Here is a 17,898-nt window from a genome sequence, read left to right as displayed (position 1 = left end):
AGATGCGGCATTGTTCTGATGCCGATGATCCCCACATACCAGACAGATATTGATTAATTAAGTGAAGGCAGCCAATTTATGGTTGACAAAGTGGCAATAATCTAATACTATATTAAAAGGTAATCGAACATATGTTTAGGAGGAAGATACAATGGCGAATAATTCCGGTAATGTAAATATTGATGATAAGAGAAAGGCATTGGATGCCGCTATAGCACAGATAGAGAAGCAGTATGGTAAGGGTTCGGTGATGAAGCTTGGCGATTCCAATGCGAATATGAATATAGATGTGATCCCTACAGGATCCCTCAGCCTTGATATAGCACTTGGACTTGGCGGTGTGCCTAGAGGAAGAATCATAGAGGTGTTCGGACCTGAGTCGAGTGGTAAGACGACGGTAGCACTTCACATTGTTGCTGAGATACAGAAGAGAGGCGGAATCGCAGGCTTTATAGATGCCGAGCATGCACTTGATCCGACATATGCCAAGAACATAGGTGTAGATATAGACAATCTTTACATATCACAGCCTGACTGCGGAGAGCAGGCGCTTGAGATCACAGAGACCATGGTCAGATCGGGAGCGGTTGATGTCGTTATCGTGGACTCTGTTGCTGCACTTGTACCAAAGGCAGAGATAGACGGAGAGATGGGCGATTCGCATATGGGACTTCATGCCAGACTTATGTCACAGGCGCTCAGAAAGCTCACTGCTGTTGTCAGTAAGACCAACTGTGTTGTCATATTTATCAATCAGCTTAGAGAGAAGGTTGGAGTTGTGTTCGGTAACCCTGAGGTTACAACAGGTGGTCGTGCACTTAAGTTCTATGCTTCCGTAAGACTTGACGTAAGAAGAATTGATACGCTCAGACAGGGCGGTGAGATCGTAGGTAACAGAACAAGAGTTAAGATAGTTAAGAACAAGGTGGCTCCTCCATTCAAGGAGGCTGAGTTCGATATCGTGTTCGGCAAGGGTATATCTAAGGTTGGAGATATTCTTGATCTTGCTGTTGCGAACGACATAGTGGATAAGTCCGGTGCATGGTACGCATACAACGGCAATAAGATAGGTCAGGGAAGAGAGAATGCGAAGGCATATCTTGAGAACAATACAGCTATCTGTGATGAGATAGAGCAGAAGGTAAGAGAGGCGGTTGGTGTTGCCGGAGAGTCTGCCGAGAACACTGTAGATGATGGAGCAGATGAGTAGGATCGCAACTGTCACTGATATCAGGAAGATCGATGATAAAAGGTTTTGTCTGTTTGTGGACTATGAGCCTTTTTCATCGGTCTATGCATCGGATATACGAAGATTACATCTTGCCTGTGACGGAGAGATAGAATGGAGTAAACTTGAGGAATTCAGACGGGACTATCTGTTCAAACGTGCCATGAACAAGGCTGTGAACTCCATAAAATTTTCGGACAAGTGTGAATACGATATCAGGCAGAAGCTTAAGGATCTGTATTACGACGAAGAGATCGTGGATCAGACCATCGACAAACTGAAGTCGTATGGATATATAGATGATTACAGGTATGCATGTGGATATATACGCAGAAACTCCGCTAAAAAAGGCATTCGTGTCATACGATTTGAATTGCAGGCAAAGCATATAGGCCAGGATATTATCGATCTGGCTGTGGAAGACTCAGACATATCAGACGAAAGCGACAGGATAACACACATTTTACAAAAAAAATACACTGTGGAAGAACTGACTGAAAAGCGTGATAAAGTCTATGCATACATGTACAGCAAGGGTTTTGACAGGCGTAAGGTTTCTGAGTGTATACGAAATATTGTCTCTGATATTACTTGACATAACATCTTAAAAATATTAAACTTAAATAGTTGTATTCTTGTACAATGAAAACTTAATAAGGAGGTGCTCCTGTGAATTCACCAATAGTATGGGGAATAATCGCTGTTGTTGTAGTTGCACTGCTTGTTGCTACATGGTTTATCGCTATTGCATATCGCAAGAACATAGTAGAGACCAAGATAGGAAGAGCAGAGTCACAGGCAAGAGAGATTATTGACGAAGCTCAGAAGACCGCCGAGGCTAAGAAGCGCGAGATACTGCTTGAGGCAAAGGAAGATTCCCTTAAGACACGTAATGACCTTGAAAAGGAAGTAAAGGACAGACGTGGAGAACTTTCACGTATGGAGAAGAGAATTCTTGCACGTGAAGAGAATCTTGATAAGAAGACTGAGGCAGTTGAGAAGAAGGAAGCTAGTTTAGCTAACAAGGAAAGCGCGCTGGACAAGCAGAAGGCTAAGGTTGAAGAGTTACAGGCGAAACGTTTACAGGAACTTGAAAGAATTTCAGGTTTGACCTCTGAACAAGCAAAAGAATACTTATTAAAGACTGTTGAAGATGAAGTAAAGCATGAAACAGCAGTTATGGTCAAGGAATTAGAAACCAGAGCTAAAGAAGAAGCGAACAAGAAGGCGAAGGAGTATGTTGTCAATGCAATACAGAGATGTGCGGTTGATCATATCTCAGAGACAACGATCTCATTAGTTCAGTTACCTAACGACGAGATGAAGGGTAGGATAATTGGTAGAGAGGGTAGAAATATTCGTACCCTTGAAACTCTCACAGGCGTAGATCTTATCATAGACGATACTCCTGAGGCAGTTATCTTATCAAGCTTTGATCCGGTAAGACGTGAGGTAGCAAGAATTGCACTTGAGAAACTCATCGTGGATGGTAGAATCCATCCAGCCAGAATCGAAGAGATGGTTGAGAAAGCGCAGAAGGAAGTTGAAAACATGATGCGCGAGGAAGGTGAAGCTGCTACTCTTGAGGTAGGAATTCACGGAATCCATCCAGAGCTGGTAAGACTTCTTGGAAAGTTGAAATTTAGAACAAGCTACGGACAGAACGCATTGAAGCACTCTGTTGAGGTAGCTCAGTTGTGTGGTTTGTTGGCCGGAGAGATAGGTGTCGATATCAAGGTTGCAAAGCGTGCTGGATTACTCCATGATATAGGTAAATCACTTGATCATGAGATGGAGGGTTCACATGTTCAGATCGGTGCAGATCTTTGTAGAAAGTACAAAGAGTCAGCGCTTGTTGTCAATGCGGTAGAATCACATCACGGTGATGTTGAGCCTGAGTCATTGATAGCACTTCTGGTACAGGCTGCAGATACAATTTCTGCTGCAAGACCGGGAGCAAGAAGAGAGACCTTGGAGACTTATACTACAAGACTTAAGAAGTTAGAGGATATTGCTAATTCTCATAAGGGTGTAGATAAGACATTTGCTATTCAGGCAGGTAGAGAAATTCGTGTAATGGTAGTTCCTGAGCATGTAAGCGATTCTGATATGGTATTGCTGGCTAGAGATATTGCAAAGCAGATCGAAGACGAGCTTGAGTATCCTGGACAGATTAAGGTAAATATTATAAGAGAGTCACGCGTGACAGATTACGCAAAATAAAAATTAGGGTTTGTAGAGATGATCTACAAACCCTTTTTATGATTTGTCATATAATGAAGATAACATCAAGCCGGTGCTTGAATATAATTGAGGTGTATATGTTTCGTAATTTGTATGCATGATGAACTATGAAAACGGGAAGATAGGTGATCGATAAATGGAAAAATTTAAGAAAATAAAAACTGAAGTGGCTTACAGGGCGCATGTGTTTGATGTATATAACGACTATCTTGAACTGCCTGACGGCAGAAATGTTGTATATGATCTGATAAAGCATCATCCGGGAGCGTGCATCCTTCCGGTGAAAGACGATGGATCGATCATATTGATAAAACAGTACAGGAATTCTATTGATGATATAACCTACGAGGTTCCGGCTGGTTTTATCGATGAGGGAGAGGCTCCTGAAGATGCAGCCAGAAGAGAACTCAGGGAAGAGACTGGGTTTACTGCGAAGGTCGTGGAATATGTGACAAGGACTGTTCTGGCTATCGGTACAAGTGATGAACAGACTTACGTGTATATAGGCATGGGACTTACCGGAGGAACATGTGCATTGGACGAGAATGAATTTATAGAGACCGAGGAGATAGGTCTTGATGATGCACTCGATATGATAAGAGATGGCAGGATAGTGGATTCCAAAACAATAATTGCAATCTACGCATATTGGGGTAAGAAATGCTCCCAAACAAGCAATCACATAATTTGAAACATAGAAAATTCAACTGAAACATTGTCGGAATTAAAAAATGTGAAATATTTTTGAAAAGAATTATGTCAATATCTAGTATACATAATTTGATCGCGCACCGCATTTTGTACTTTTGCTAAAAATGCCGTGAAGCCTTGATTTTACTTGTTAAAATAGTGTTTGATTTTATTTACATTTATATTTATAATATAATTCAGTCTACATAACTAAGGGGATAAATTAGTGGAACAATACATAGACAGATATGTTGATTATTTAAGAAATGTAAAAAAATCCAGCGAGAATACTGTTGCATCATATCGGAGAGATCTGATAAAATTCTACAGGTATTTTGACGAGAAGGGCATAACGAGGATTGATGATATTAATGAAACTTATATCACTTCGTATGTGTTGGAAATGGAGAAACAGGGGATGTCCATGGCTACGGTGTCACGTAACATTGCATCCATAAAGTCATTCTATGCCTATCTCATGAGGGAGAGGATTGTGAATGAGGATCCAACGGAGAATATCAAGCCTCCGAAGATCGTGAAGAAGGTTCCTGAGACGCTTACCATAAGTGAGGTGAACAAGCTTCTCGACCAGCCTACCAACAAGACTCCAAAGGAGATCAGGGATAAGGCGATGCTGGAGCTGTTGTATGCTACAGGAATACGTGTTACAGAGCTTGTGACATTGAAACTCACGGATGTCAACATAAAGCTTGGGTTCATTGAGTGCCACGACGGCGACAGGGTGAGGACTGTTCCGGTTGCGGAGGTTGCTCAGAGAGCCCTCAGCAGATATATTACTGAGGTGCGCGATGATATGAGTGGAGGCAGTGATTATCTGTTCTTCAACTGCAAGGGTGCACCTATGACGAGACAGGGATTCTGGAAGATAATAAAGTATTATGCGGCTAAGGCCGGCATAGATAAAGATATAACACCTCATATGATAAGGCATTCATTTGCCTCACATATGTTGGGGAATGGAGCGGATATAAAGTCTGTTCAAGAGATGCTTGGACATGTGGATATTGCGACAACCCAGATATATCTTACAAATAAGCAGAGTAAGCTCAAGGAAGAATATGCAAAGGCATATCCGAGGGCCTAACAAATAACTTATAAACTAAGGAGACAATTAAATCATGGAAAACAATTACTACGTTCCGGCACAGATCATTGAGAATAATCTCAAGGGTGCTGTTGGAAAGGCAAATCTCAAGCTGTACAAGATGATCATGATGGGATTCTTTGCAGGAATGTTCATTGCAATAGGAGCTGAGGGATCAAACCTTGCGGTGCATACGGTGGACAATTTCGGACTTGCGAAGACTCTTGCAGGATGCATATTCCCTGTAGGACTCATGATGTTATCGATTATCGGTGCAGAGCTGTTTACCGGAAACTGTATGATGATAACAGCGGTTATTGATGGTAGGATAAAGCTTGTGCAGATGCTCAAGAATTGGGTTATTGTATATCTCAGCAATATGCTTGGATCAGTTGTGACTGCAGCTCTTATATATGGAAGCGGTCAGTTTGATAATTCAGCAGGCGGCCTTGGCGCTTATACCATCAAGGTGGCTATGGGTAAGACAGGCCTTGATTTTTGCAATGCGTTCATGTCGGGAATAATGTGTAATGTTCTCGTGTGTATCGCGGTTCTCATGTCATCTTCGGCTAAGGATATAATTGGAAAGCTGTTTGCATGCTTCTTCCCGATAATGGTATTCGTCGTGTCAGGTTTTGAGCACTGCGTTGCAAATATGTACTATATACCTGCAGGTCTGATGGCTGCATCAAACAGCAAGTACGTGGACAAGGCATGCGAGCTCTATGGATATACCGCACAGCAGATAAGTGACCAGCTCACAGTGGGACATTTCTTCAGTAAAAATCTCCTCCCTGTAACGCTTGGTAATATCATCGGCGGTGGTCTGATAGTGGGAATTGGACTTTACATCATCAACAAGCCTAAAAAGGTGGAAGAGTAGAATCTGGCGCCAGACTTATAGGCAACAAGGTCAGAATGATGGACTGAATAAATGATGGATTGAAAAATAAGATAGATAAATAAAAAACAGATGTGGCATGATTTGAGGAATCACCCTGGATCATATCACATCTGTTTTTTATTACTTACATTTTATCGCATTATTGTTTGCCGCAATTTTCAGTTTGTTTGACAATTACTTATAAAAGTCAATTATCTTGTCCATTCTGGATGACATATTCTCAAATATAAGATCAAGGATCGTCAGGGCGGTCATGGCCTCGACGACCACAACAGCTCTCGGCCCAATGATAGGATCGTGGCGGCCTCTGATCGAGACCTCTATGTTATCCCTGGACTTGTTAACGGTTTTCTGTGTGGATGCGATGGATGGGGTCGGCTTGAAATGCGCCTTGATGATTATGTCTGAACCATCGCTCATTCCGCCGAGAATACCTCCGGCGTGATTGGTCTCCTTGTCTACGTTATAACCGTTCATGACAAATGCATCATTGTTATATGAGCCTCTTGCAGTGGATACCTCGGTGCCGTCGCCAATCTCGACAGCTTTCACAGCTCCGATGGACATAACTGCCTTTGCGAGGCATGCATCCAGTTTGTCAAATACCGGTTCACCGATACCTGCCGGCATTCCATGCACGATACATTCAACACCAGAGCCTATGGAATCGTTCTCCGCCATGCAGTCTTGAAGAAGGATTGATGCCTTCTCGTAGGCATCCGGGTCCGGCATGTTGAGGTCGTTCTTAAGTATATAGTCAGCGTCAAAATTGTTCCTGTCTATATGTACATCACCGATGGAAGATACGTAGGTAGTTATGGTGATACCGAGTTCCTTCAGTATCTTTGAGGCGATCGCACCGGCTGCAACTCTGCCGATGGTCTCTCGTCCCGATGAACGGCCGCCGCCTCTGTAATCCCTGAAGCCATATTTTTCATCAAATGTATAATCTGCGTGGCCTGGTCTGTAATATGTGGCGATATCTCCGTAATCCCCGGAGCGCTGGGATGTATTTCTCACCATCATGGATATAGGAGTTCCGGTTGTCTTTCCCTCGAAAATTCCTGACAGTATCTCTATGGTATCGGATTCCTTTCTAGGCGTTGAGAACTGTGAAAATCCGGGTTTTCTGCGATCCAGAAATACCTGTATATCTTCCTCACACAGTGGAAGACCGGCAGGGCAGCCGTCAACGACAACTCCCAGAGCCTTTCCGTGGGATTCTCCCCATGTGGTGATGGTAAATTTATTTCCTATGGTGGAACCTGCCATAATATATCTCCTTTCAAATGCGGCGAAACCTGCCGTTCTCTATTCGGCAAATGAACTGCAGAATCCTGCAGCGCAAATGTCCGCGCGCACTATTATAGCATAGATAAGTTTGTGATAACAAGAAATAAGTTGGGATGCTGTAAAGTGTGAAAGCGTATAAGGCGAATGTCAAACCGGGAATATTACCGGCCGGGGTTGTAATGAAATATGTTATATATTAAAATATCTATGAAATGAATGAAAGAACGAAAGGACACGGCTGAAAGCACAGCCGGACATAAGGTGGTCAAGAAAATGGAGAAATATTATATAGTAAAATCGATAGACGGAGATTACGCAAATCTTGCTGATGAGAATGATCTTGGCGGTGAGACAAAGCTCGTTGCAAGGGCGCTGCTTCCGGAAAGTATAGCGGAAGGAACAAGGCTGCACTATGCATTTTTGCAGTATGAAATTGCGGATTAATTTCCTCTTTACAAAACCAGACACATATGTTATCCTACACAAGGTCAACTGACACTTAGTTTGAGGACACCTCTAGGCCTTTTGCCCGGTGTCAGTCATGTATATTATTTTATAGGAGGATTGTTATTATGATAACAAAAGAGCAGAAGCAGGAAATCGTAGCTAAGTACGGCAAGGATGCAAACGACACAGGTTCAACAGAGGTTCAGATCGCACTTCTTACAGCAAGAATCAACGATCTCAACGGACATTTCAAGGCTAATCCAAAGGATCATCACTCAAACCGTGGTCTTCTTAAGATGGTTGGTCAGAGAAGAAACCTTCTTGCATACCTCAAGAGCAAGGATATCGAGGCATACAGAAAGCTCATCGAGAGCCTTGGACTTAGAAAGTAATTTCTATTCGAGCCTTAATACAATAACAATTATGGGAATCATGTGTACACGCATGATTCCTTTTTATTTGCCCGGACACATTTTTATGGTATCAAATAGTGTAAACAGAGGTGTTTGGATATTGTATTTTTTATATTCGTATGATAAAATTTAAAAGATTGTGGAATGACATATCGAGACTTCTATAAAGAATATCATGGATCATCGCTGAAAGATGGCAAAAAGGTTATAAGACATGGTGTTTTTTATAGTTGTTTCGACGTCTTCCACAATACAAATAAATATTAAATCAAGGAGATTTTGAGATGAGTAAGGAATTCAAGAGATACCAGAAAGAGATCGCTGGCAGAATGCTCACTGTTGATATCAACAGAGTAGCTGCACAGGCAAATGGTGCTGCATTTATCAAGTACGGTGACACAACAGTGCTTTCAACATGTACAGCTTCAGAGAAGCCAAGAGACGGAATCGATTTCTTCCCACTTTCAGTAGAGTATGAGGAGAAGTTATATTCAGTAGGAAAGATACCTGGAGGATTCAATAAGAGAGAGGGTAAGGCATCAGAGAACGCTGTCCTCACATCACGAGTAATCGACAGACCTATGAGACCTCTTTTCCCTAAGGATTATAGAAATGACGTAACACTCAACAACCTTGTTATGTCAGTAGATCCAGAGTGCAGACCGGAGCTGGTTGCAATGCTCGGATCATCTATCGCAACATGTATATCAGACGTTCCATTTGACGGACCATGTGCCATGACACAGGTAGGTCTCATCGACGGAGAGTTCATCATCAACCCAACACAGAAGCAGTGGGATGAGGGTGATCTGAAGCTCACAGTTGCATCTACATCACAGAAGGTTATCATGATCGAGGCCGGTGCAAATATTGTACCTGAGGCTAAGATGATCGAAGCTATCTACATGGCTCATGATATCAACCAGGACATCATCGCATTTATCAATGAGATAGTAGCTGAGGTTGGAAAGCCAAAGCATTCATATGTAAGCTGTGCAGTTCCAGAGGAGCTCTTTGCAGCGATTAAGGAGATCGTTCCTCCAGAGGCTATGGAGGAGGCTGTATTCTCAGACGAGAAGCAGGTTCGTGAGGAGAACATCAGACAGATCACAGAGAAGCTTGAGGAGGCATTTGCAGACAACGAGGAGTGGCTTGCAGTCCTTCCAGACGCTATATACCAGTATCAGAAGAAGACAGTAAGAAAGATGATCCTCAAGGATCACAAGAGACCTGATGGACGAGCTATCAACCAGATCAGACCACTTGCTGCTGAGGTTGACATCATTCCTAGAGTCCACGGCTCAGCTATGTTTACAAGAGGACAGACACAGATCTGTAACGTATGTACACTTGCTCCACTTTCTGAGATCCAGAGAGTTGACGGACTTGACGAGAACGTTACATCCAAGAGATATATGCACCACTACAACTTCCCTTCATACTCAGTAGGAGAGACAAAGGTTTCAAGAGGACCTGGACGTAGAGAGATTGGACACGGTGCACTTGCTGAGAGAGCACTTCTTCCTGTACTTCCAAGTGAGGAAGAGTTCCCATATGCGATCAGAACCGTATCAGAGACATTTGAGTCAAATGGTTCAACATCAATGGCATCAACATGTTCATCATGTATGTCACTCATGGCTGCCGGTGTTCCTATCAAGGCTATGGTTGCCGGAATCTCATGCGGACTTGTAACAGGTGATACAGACGACGATTACATCGTACTCACAGATATCCAGGGACTTGAGGACTTCTTCGGAGATATGGACTTCAAGGTAACAGGTACAACAGAGGGTATCACAGCTATCCAGATGGATATCAAGATTCACGGACTTACAAGACCTATCGTTGAGGAGGCTATCGCAAGAACACGTGAGGCAAGACTCTTCATCATGGAGACATGTATGAAGCCGGCCATCGCAGCTCCAAGACCAACGGTCAATGATTTCGCGCCAAAGATCAAGCAGATCAAGATTGATCCAGAGAAGATCGGTGAGGTTATCGGACAGAGAGGTAAGACTATCAACACTATCATCGAGGAGACAGGTGTTAAGATCGATATCGATGATGAGGGAAGAATCTCTATCTGTGGCGTAGAGCAGGCAGGTATGGACAAGGCTGTCGAGATGATCAACATGATCGTAGAGCCTCTTGAAGTTGGCAAGAACTACCATGGTAAGGTTGTAAAAGTTATCGACTGTGGAGCTATCGTATCGCTTGCACCTAACAAGGATGGACTCATCCACATCTCAAAGCTTTCAGACAAGAGAGTTGCAAAGGTTGAGGATGTTGTAAATGTAGGTGATGAGGTTGACGTTAAGGTCATCAAGATCGACGAGAGAGCAGGAAGAATAAGCCTGAGTCTCAAGGATGCACAGTAAATAACAGTTCTGAGCTAAACTATAATAAGGATATTTTTTATAAGGGTAAATCTGATGTCTCGAAGCCGGTCTGTCATATGGCCGGTTCCGGGGCATTGTAGTAAATAAAGGCATACATAAACAAACTAAAAAATAAATGCAGATTTAAGGGGGAACATATGAGATACGGTTATTTTGACGAACAGAACAAAGAGTATGTAATTGACAGACCAGACACCCCGGCACCTTGGGCAAACTACCTTGGTTCACCGGAATACGGAGCTATAATCTCCAACAACGCAGGAGGCTACAGCTTTGAGAAGTCAGGAGCAAACGGAAGAATACTGAGATACATATTTAACAGCTTTGATCAGCCTGGAAGATATGTATATCTTAGAGATGATGACACAAAGGATTACTGGTCAGCATCATGGCAGCCGGTAGGCAAGAGTCTTGATGTGTATAAGAGTGAATGTCACCATGGAACGGCATATACAAAGATGTATGCAGATTATTCTGATATCAAGTCAGAGGTGCTGTATTATGTTCCACTTAACAAGACACATGAAGTGTGGAAGGTGAGAGTTACCAACAACTCTGATAAGCCTCGTAACCTTTCAGCTATCGGATACTGTGAGTTTACCAATGACTGCAATTATGAGCAGGATCAGGTAAATCTCCAGTATACACTGTTCATAACCAGAACATATTTCATGGATAACAACAAGATCCTTCAGGTCATCAATGAGAATGTTGAGAAGGCTGAGATCAATGGAAGTAAGGCAAACAGAAGATTCTTTGCACTTGCCGGAAGTGATGTTGCATCATACTGTGGTGACAAGGAGGAGTTCCTTGGAAGATATCACGGCTACGGCAATCCGATCGGAGTTATAAATGGAGATCTTGGCAACAAGCTCAACTACAACAGCAATGCCTGCGGTGGACTCCAGACAAAGTTCACACTTGCTCCGGGCGAGTCAAAGGATTTTGCATTCATAGTCGGAATGAAGGACAATGACGCTGCAAATGCTGTCATAGCCGGATACGCAGATCCTGCCGCAGCATGTCAGAAGGAGCTTGACGAGCTGATCGAGTATTGGCATTCAAAGCTCAACAACTTCCAGGTGCACACACCTAGTGATTCATTCAACAACATGGTAAATACATGGAATGCATACCAGTGTTTCATGACATTCATATGGTCAAGAGCTGCATCGTTCTCATACTGTGGTCTGAGAAACGGATATGGATACAGAGATACAGTTCAGGATATCCAGGGCGTTATCCACCTTGCACCTGAGATGGCTCTTGAGAAGATCAGATTCATGCTGTCAGCACAGGTTGACAACGGCGGTGGACTCCCACTTGTAAAGTTCACACATAACGCAGGTCATGAGGATACACCGGATGATCCATCATATGTACAGGAGACAGGACATCCTGCATACCGTGCAGACGACGCACTTTGGCTGTTCCCAACTGTATATAAGTATATTGCTGAGTCAGGCAACCTTGACTTCATAGACGAGGTTATTCCATTTGCCAACAAGGATGAGGGTACAGTTTATGAGCATCTTAAGAGAGCGATAGATTTCTCCATGAACAGACTTGGAGATAATGGTATGCCGGCAGGACTCTGGGCAGACTGGAATGACTGTCTGAGACTTGGAAAGAGAGGCGAGTCAACATTTGTTGCAATGCAGCTCTACTATGCGATGACAGTTATCAAGTATTTTGCTGAGATGAAGGATGATGCAGAGTACATAGATTACATCAACAGCATTCAGTACAAGATGGGTGAGACCATTCAGGAGAAGTGCTGGGAGGATGACAGATTCATCCGTGGATACAAGGAAGGCGGACAGGTCATCGGTTCAAAGAATGATCCTGAGGCAAGCATGTGGCTGAATCCTCAGTCATGGGCAGTTATAAGCGGATTTGCCACAAGAAAGCAGTCTGAGATCGCCCTTGAGTCTGTTCACAGGGAGCTTAACACAGAGTACGGTGTGAGACTTATGTTCCCACCATACAGAGAGCATGCATTTGACGGAGCGCTCATGCTTCTGTTCAATGCAGGAACAAAGGAGAATGCGGGTATATTCTCACAGCCACAGGGCTGGATAATACTTGCCGAGGCGCTCATGGGACATGGAAACAGAGCGTTTGAGTATTTCAACGAGAGCTCTCCTGCATCCATGAATGATAAGGCAGAGATCAGAAAGCTTGAGCCATACTGCCATGGACAGTTCACAGAGTCTGTTGGAAGTCCATTTGAGGGTCGCGCTCATGTACATTGGCTCACAGGTACAGCATCCACATGTATGGTTGGCTGCGTTGAGGGTATCATGGGTATGAGACCAGACTTTGGCGGAATCAAGATCGCGCCTTCAGTCCCATCAGACTGGAAGGAGTTCGAGATCGAGAAGATGTTCAGGGGTAAGAAGCTCTCAATCAAGGTTCAGAATCCTGATGGACATGAGAGCGGTTTCCAGAGCCTCACATTAAATGGTGAGAAACTTGAGACCAATTATATCCCTGCTGACAAGCTTGCTGATACAAACGATATCGTGCTTGTAATGTAATGAATATAAATACATTATTTATACCATATTAAGTTAAGAAGGGCTCAGCCCTTCTTAATTTTTGCCCTGATGCGGAATGAGTGGATCGGGGTTGGAAGGTGGTGCAGGCGAAGTGGAATCGGTATCGATCGCTGAGAGGTTAAAACTCACTGACAACATACATGTTATGGATGTTCCAGGTGGAGGTTATATCCTGTTATGTGGAATATATGGAGAGATTGAGGGGCATGACAAGCTTCCTGCCGGTATGAAGAGTACAAGCTACGAGAAGCTGCTTCCGGTGATAGCCCAGGCAGAAAACTGCGGAGATGTAAAGGGAGTCCTGACTCTGATAAATACGGTCGGAGGCGATGTTGAGTCCGGACTTGCCATATCTGAGATGTTGTCCAGCCTGTCAAAGCCGGTCGTCAATATCGTGCTTGGCGGCGGACATTCCATAGGAGTTCCTCTGGCGGTGTCGGGAAATGTGTCTTTTATAGTGCCGACCGCAACGATGATAGTTCATCCAATAAGGACAAATACGGCGGTGCTTGGAGTTAAGCAGAACTTTGAATATATAGAGAAGATGCAGGAGAGGATCATACAGTTCACAGTGGATCACTCATCTATAGACAGGAAAGAACTGGAGAAACTTATGTTTAACACGACAGAGCTGACCAAGGATGTGGGCTCGGTTCTGATAGGAAAACAGGCTGTCGAAAAAAGGGTTATAGACAGAATCGGTGGTATGTCGGCGGCTTTAAAAACGCTGTATGACTTGATTAATTAAGAAAATGATAGTAAAATTCCATAGGATATTGTATAAACATCGATCAAGGGAGGTTGGTCATGAGCTTATTACAGGCAATTTTGATGGGAATAATACAGGGAGCTACAGAATTTCTTCCAGTCAGCAGTTCGGGACATCTGGCTATTTTCAAGAATATTTTTGGAGTGAAGACCGATACGGGTATATTATTTGACATACTGCTCCATTTTGGCACGCTGGTTGCCATATTTATAGTCTACTGGGCAGATATAAAGAAGCTTGTTATAGAGGGACTCAAGATAGTTGGAGACTGCTGTGTCAATCTGGTAAATTTCATAAAGAACAAGACCTCGAAGGAGGGACAGATATATCCGTATAGGAAGATTGTGTGTACGGCATACAGAAAGTTTGTTATGCTCATACTCGTGTCAACTCTTACGACGACGGTGATCGCAGTCCCATTTGACAAAGCTATAGGACATGCGGGAGATACACTTTTGATACCGGGTATCTGTCTGTGTATAACATCTGTTATCCTGTATTTTGCGGACAGACTGCCGGCTGGTAAGAAAAGTGTGGCAAAGGCTACATACAGAAATGCCATATTTGTTGGACTGGCACAGGCTGTTGCCACGCTTCCCGGAATATCCAGATCCGGAAGTACGATAACTGCAGGTATGGCGTGCGGCTACACAAGAAAATTTACAGTAAAGTATTCGTTTATAATGTCCATACCGGCTGTTCTTGGCGCTGTCATACTGGAGATACCTGATCTGTTTAAGGCATCAATCTCAGGGGCGGATGTCGTTAATTACATAGTTGGTATGATCGTTGCCGGCATTGTCGGATACATATGTATAAAATTTATGCTTTATACGGTCAAGAAAAAGAATTTTAAGGGATTTTCCATATATTGTATGATCGCGGGAATCGTGTCTGTAATATGGTATTTTGTTGCTTAAGATTTAGAATAGAGGTAGAAAATGGCTGCTGGTAATAAAAAGTCATACAAGAACAATACATCAAGGAATGGCACGTCCAAAAACGCTGCGTCTAAAAAGACTGTGGCAAAGAACTCTTCAAAAGGCGGATCAAATAACAGGACATCTGCGAAGAAGAATACTGCATCGAAAAAAACATCTGCCAGATCAAAGGCTGCCATAGAACGCAAAGCCCAGGAAGAGGAACTGGCAAGGCAGAAGCAGATGAGAAGTGAGATCATACTCATAGTTCTCTTTGCATTTTCGGTATTTCTGCTGCTTGCAAACTTCAGGATCTGCGGAATAGTGGGAGATACCGTATCGGGATTTTTCTTTGGAATAATCGGTTTCAGCGAGTACATATTCCCGGTATATCTGTTTGTGTCGGCTGCCTATCTTATATCAAATGATTTCAGGAGAAAGATCGTCAAAAAGGTTGTATATTTTGGCGTTGTGCTCATCCTGTTGTCCATGGTATTTCAGGCTATATATTCATCGACCTTTGAGTCGGTCAAGGTTCTGTACATGGATGGGTATAAGGACAGATCAGGCGGAGGAGTTATATGCGGAGGAATATTCTTTGCGATAAGGACACTGCTTGGAGTTCCGGGTGCGTGCATAGTAATATTTATAGCTGCGGTTATCATGTTCATTCTCATAACGGAGATATCAGTTATAGACGAGATCAAACTTTTCATAGCATCTATCCGTGAGCGCAGAGAAAGTGATGATGACGAACAGTATGAAGATGAGGAGTATCAAAGTGACAGATATGACGATGGTTATTACTCACATGATGTAAATGATACTCCGGTTCGCAGAGTGAGACCATCGATGGCAAATCTCAATGTGTACAGCAGCGATAAGACCAAGGATGACAGAGCTTCCGACAGGACTGCTGCAACGCAGGTCAAGCCAAGGAAGACTAAGACACAGAAGGGTGTAGAGAGGGAGCCTGCCAGGGATTTCTTTGCCATGGAGGATGTCCACGAGCTCACTCCTGGCGATGGCGCTGTGGATATGTCCTATGATGAATTTAACAATGATATAGAGAAGATCGTCATGACCGACAGAGAGGAGATCGTCAATCCAGTTCAGATAGACAGAGAGGATCCTGTGCATAAACCGGTGCGGAAGCCTGCACCTGTGAAGAGAAGAAAGCCGGTGGTCGTAACTCCTGAAGAACCAAAGCTGGCTGCTGTGGACACTGATATGGAGGATGCAGAGATACTTTCATTTACTGATGATGCGGAGGATGTCCTTGCGGGAGCGGTAAATGGCAATATGCATCCAGAGAGTGTGTCAGATTACAATCCGCTCTACGACTCTGCATTTGCGGAGGAGGAGAAGACGGATACCGCGGCTCAAAGCAAAAAGAAGCCGGCGGTACAGACTGAGAGCTCAAAGCAGTATCAGGAGGGAAGAAAGTATAAATTCCCAACGGCAGATCTGCTGTCCCAGCCTAAAAAGGCGAACAATTCCAACAGGGATGCCCATGTCAGGGAGACAGCCATCAAGCTTAAGAATACCCTCGAGACATTTGGTGTTAATGTAACCATAACAAACTATAGCTGCGGTCCTGCTGTAACGAGATTTGAGATGCAGCCGGAGCAGGGTGTCAAGGTCAGCAAGATACTGAACCTTGCGGACGACATAAAGCTCAACCTTGCGGCTGCGGATATACGTATAGAGGCACCGATACCTGGCAAGGCAGCCATAGGAATAGAGGTCCCTAACAAGGAGAACTCAATTGTGGCGTTCCGGGAGCTTATAGAATCAGATAATTTCAAGAACCTCAAGTCCAAAGTGGCATTTGCGGTTGGTAAGGATATAAGTGGACAGGTCATCGCAACGGATATTGCCAAGATGCCGCATCTTCTGATCGCCGGAGCCACAGGTTCGGGTAAATCAGTGTGTATCAATACACTTATAATGAGTATACTGTACAAAGCCACACCGGAGGAGGTAAAGCTCATAATGATAGATCCTAAGATGGTTGAGCTTGCATGCTACAATGGCATACCACACCTCCTGATACCGGTCGTAACAGATCCAAAGAAGGCGGCAGGGGCACTCAACTGGGCTGTCATGGAGATGACAAGAAGATACCAGCTTTTTGCTGAGCACAGTGTACGTAATATACAGGGATATAATGACAAGGTTGAAAATGCCGTTATAGCGGGAGCTGATGGAGAAAAGCTGACCAAGATGCCACAGATAGTGGTCATAGTGGATGAGCTTGCAGATCTTATGATGGTTGCCCACGGCGAAGTCGAGGATGCTATAGTGAGACTTTCACAGCTTGCCAGAGCAGCGGGTATACATCTTGTCATAGCAACACAGAGACCGTCGGTTGATGTCATAACAGGTCTCATAAAAGCAAATGTTCCATCGAGAATAGCATTTGCAGTTTCGTCGGGAGTTGATTCCAGAACCATACTTGATATGGTAGGAGCAGAGAAACTTCTTGGAAAGGGAGATATGCTGTTCTATCCGACAGGCTATCCTAAGCCGGTCAGAGTACAGGGCGCATTTGTGTCGGATGATGAGGTTACAGCGGTTGTTGATTTCCTCAAGAAGAACAATGGCGTGGGAACATATGATGATGAGATATCCAAATCAATATCCGGAAATGGTGGATCAGGCGCCACAGCGATAGGTGGGGCTTCAGCCAGTGATAAGGATGAATATTTCGTGGAAGCGGGAAGATTCATTATAGAGAAAGAAAAAGCTTCTATAGGTATGCTTCAGAGAACGTTCAAGATAGGCTTTAACAGAGCCGCAAGGATCATGGATCAGTTGATGGCTGCGGGAGTAGTTGGCCCGGAGGAGGGCACAAAGGCCAGAAAGATCCTGATGACTCAGGAACAGTTTGATGAATATATAGACACTAATTTATAAAAA

Annotated in this window: 14 protein-coding genes; 13 read left to right on the top strand and 1 reads right to left on the bottom strand. The window is 43.7% G+C overall.

Going from position 1 to position 17,898, the window contains the following annotated elements; genetic code table 11:
- The first annotated feature begins 151 nt into the window (after window positions 1-151).
- The 6 genes from recA (at window position 152) to DW159_RS03950 (ending at window position 6,150) form a co-directional block, all read left to right on the top strand.
- Window positions 152-1,210, top strand: coding sequence for a recombinase RecA (gene recA / locus DW159_RS03975; protein ID WP_022216537.1), 1,059 nt, complete (start codon window positions 152-154; stop codon window positions 1,208-1,210).
- Window positions 1,191-1,823 carry a regulatory protein RecX gene (locus DW159_RS03970; protein WP_242992609.1) on the top strand — a complete coding sequence of 211 codons (633 nt, stop codon included), beginning with the start codon at window positions 1,191-1,193 and terminating at the stop codon, window positions 1,821-1,823. The genes recA and DW159_RS03970 overlap by 20 nt, the downstream gene beginning before the upstream one ends.
- A gap of 74 nt (window positions 1,824-1,897) precedes the next feature.
- Complete coding sequence (gene rny / locus DW159_RS03965) at window positions 1,898-3,451, top strand: ribonuclease Y (protein WP_022216535.1); 1,554 nt, start codon at window positions 1,898-1,900, stop codon at window positions 3,449-3,451.
- A gap of 157 nt (window positions 3,452-3,608) precedes the next feature.
- On the top strand, window positions 3,609-4,163 hold the full coding sequence (locus DW159_RS03960) for an NUDIX hydrolase (RefSeq protein ID WP_117549010.1): 555 nt from the start codon (window positions 3,609-3,611) through the stop codon (window positions 4,161-4,163).
- A 225-nt stretch (window positions 4,164-4,388) separates the two neighbouring features.
- Window positions 4,389-5,267 carry a site-specific tyrosine recombinase XerD gene (xerD, locus tag DW159_RS03955; protein ID WP_117549009.1) on the top strand — a complete coding sequence of 293 codons (879 nt, stop codon included), beginning with the start codon at window positions 4,389-4,391 and terminating at the stop codon, window positions 5,265-5,267.
- Between the two features lie 34 nt (window positions 5,268-5,301).
- Window positions 5,302-6,150: a formate/nitrite transporter family protein gene (locus tag DW159_RS03950; protein ID WP_055222574.1), complete on the top strand. Its 849-nt coding sequence runs from the start codon at window positions 5,302-5,304 to the stop codon at window positions 6,148-6,150.
- 195 nt (window positions 6,151-6,345) lie between these two features.
- On the opposite strand, the gene aroC is transcribed toward DW159_RS03950, so the two are convergent.
- Window positions 6,346-7,443, bottom strand: a complete 1,098-nt coding sequence (gene aroC, locus DW159_RS03945; RefSeq protein WP_022216531.1) for a chorismate synthase — start codon at window positions 7,441-7,443, stop codon at window positions 6,346-6,348.
- Between the two features lie 294 nt (window positions 7,444-7,737).
- Here aroC and DW159_RS03940 point away from each other — a divergent pair, with 294 nt between their 5' ends.
- From DW159_RS03940 to DW159_RS03910, 7 genes are all read left to right on the top strand, one after another.
- Window positions 7,738-7,908: a chorismate--pyruvate lyase gene (locus tag DW159_RS03940; protein ID WP_117549008.1), complete on the top strand. Its 171-nt coding sequence runs from the start codon at window positions 7,738-7,740 to the stop codon at window positions 7,906-7,908.
- A 128-nt stretch (window positions 7,909-8,036) separates the two neighbouring features.
- Window positions 8,037-8,303 carry a 30S ribosomal protein S15 gene (rpsO, locus tag DW159_RS03935; protein ID WP_004851136.1) on the top strand — a complete coding sequence of 89 codons (267 nt, stop codon included), beginning with the start codon at window positions 8,037-8,039 and terminating at the stop codon, window positions 8,301-8,303.
- Between the two features lie 305 nt (window positions 8,304-8,608).
- Complete coding sequence (locus DW159_RS03930; RefSeq protein ID WP_117549007.1) at window positions 8,609-10,705, top strand: polyribonucleotide nucleotidyltransferase; 2,097 nt, start codon at window positions 8,609-8,611, stop codon at window positions 10,703-10,705.
- A gap of 158 nt (window positions 10,706-10,863) precedes the next feature.
- A complete protein-coding gene (locus DW159_RS03925; RefSeq protein ID WP_117549006.1) occupies window positions 10,864-13,266 on the top strand; it encodes a GH36-type glycosyl hydrolase domain-containing protein in 2,403 nt (800 codons plus the stop codon).
- Between the two features lie 112 nt (window positions 13,267-13,378).
- A complete protein-coding gene (locus DW159_RS03920; RefSeq protein WP_022216527.1) occupies window positions 13,379-14,035 on the top strand; it encodes a ClpP family protease in 657 nt (218 codons plus the stop codon).
- Between the two features lie 59 nt (window positions 14,036-14,094).
- Complete coding sequence (locus DW159_RS03915) at window positions 14,095-14,976, top strand: undecaprenyl-diphosphate phosphatase (RefSeq protein ID WP_117549004.1); 882 nt, start codon at window positions 14,095-14,097, stop codon at window positions 14,974-14,976.
- A 21-nt stretch (window positions 14,977-14,997) separates the two neighbouring features.
- Window positions 14,998-17,895 carry an FtsK/SpoIIIE family DNA translocase gene (locus DW159_RS03910; protein WP_117549003.1) on the top strand — a complete coding sequence of 966 codons (2,898 nt, stop codon included), beginning with the start codon at window positions 14,998-15,000 and terminating at the stop codon, window positions 17,893-17,895.
- The last annotated feature ends 3 nt before the right edge of the window (window positions 17,896-17,898 follow it).

The sequence above is a fragment of the Coprococcus sp. AM14-16 genome (assembly GCF_003434675.1).
Taxonomy (GTDB): domain Bacteria; phylum Bacillota; class Clostridia; order Lachnospirales; family Lachnospiraceae; genus Coprococcus; species Coprococcus aceti.
This window is presented reverse-complemented; position numbering and strand designations above follow the sequence as displayed.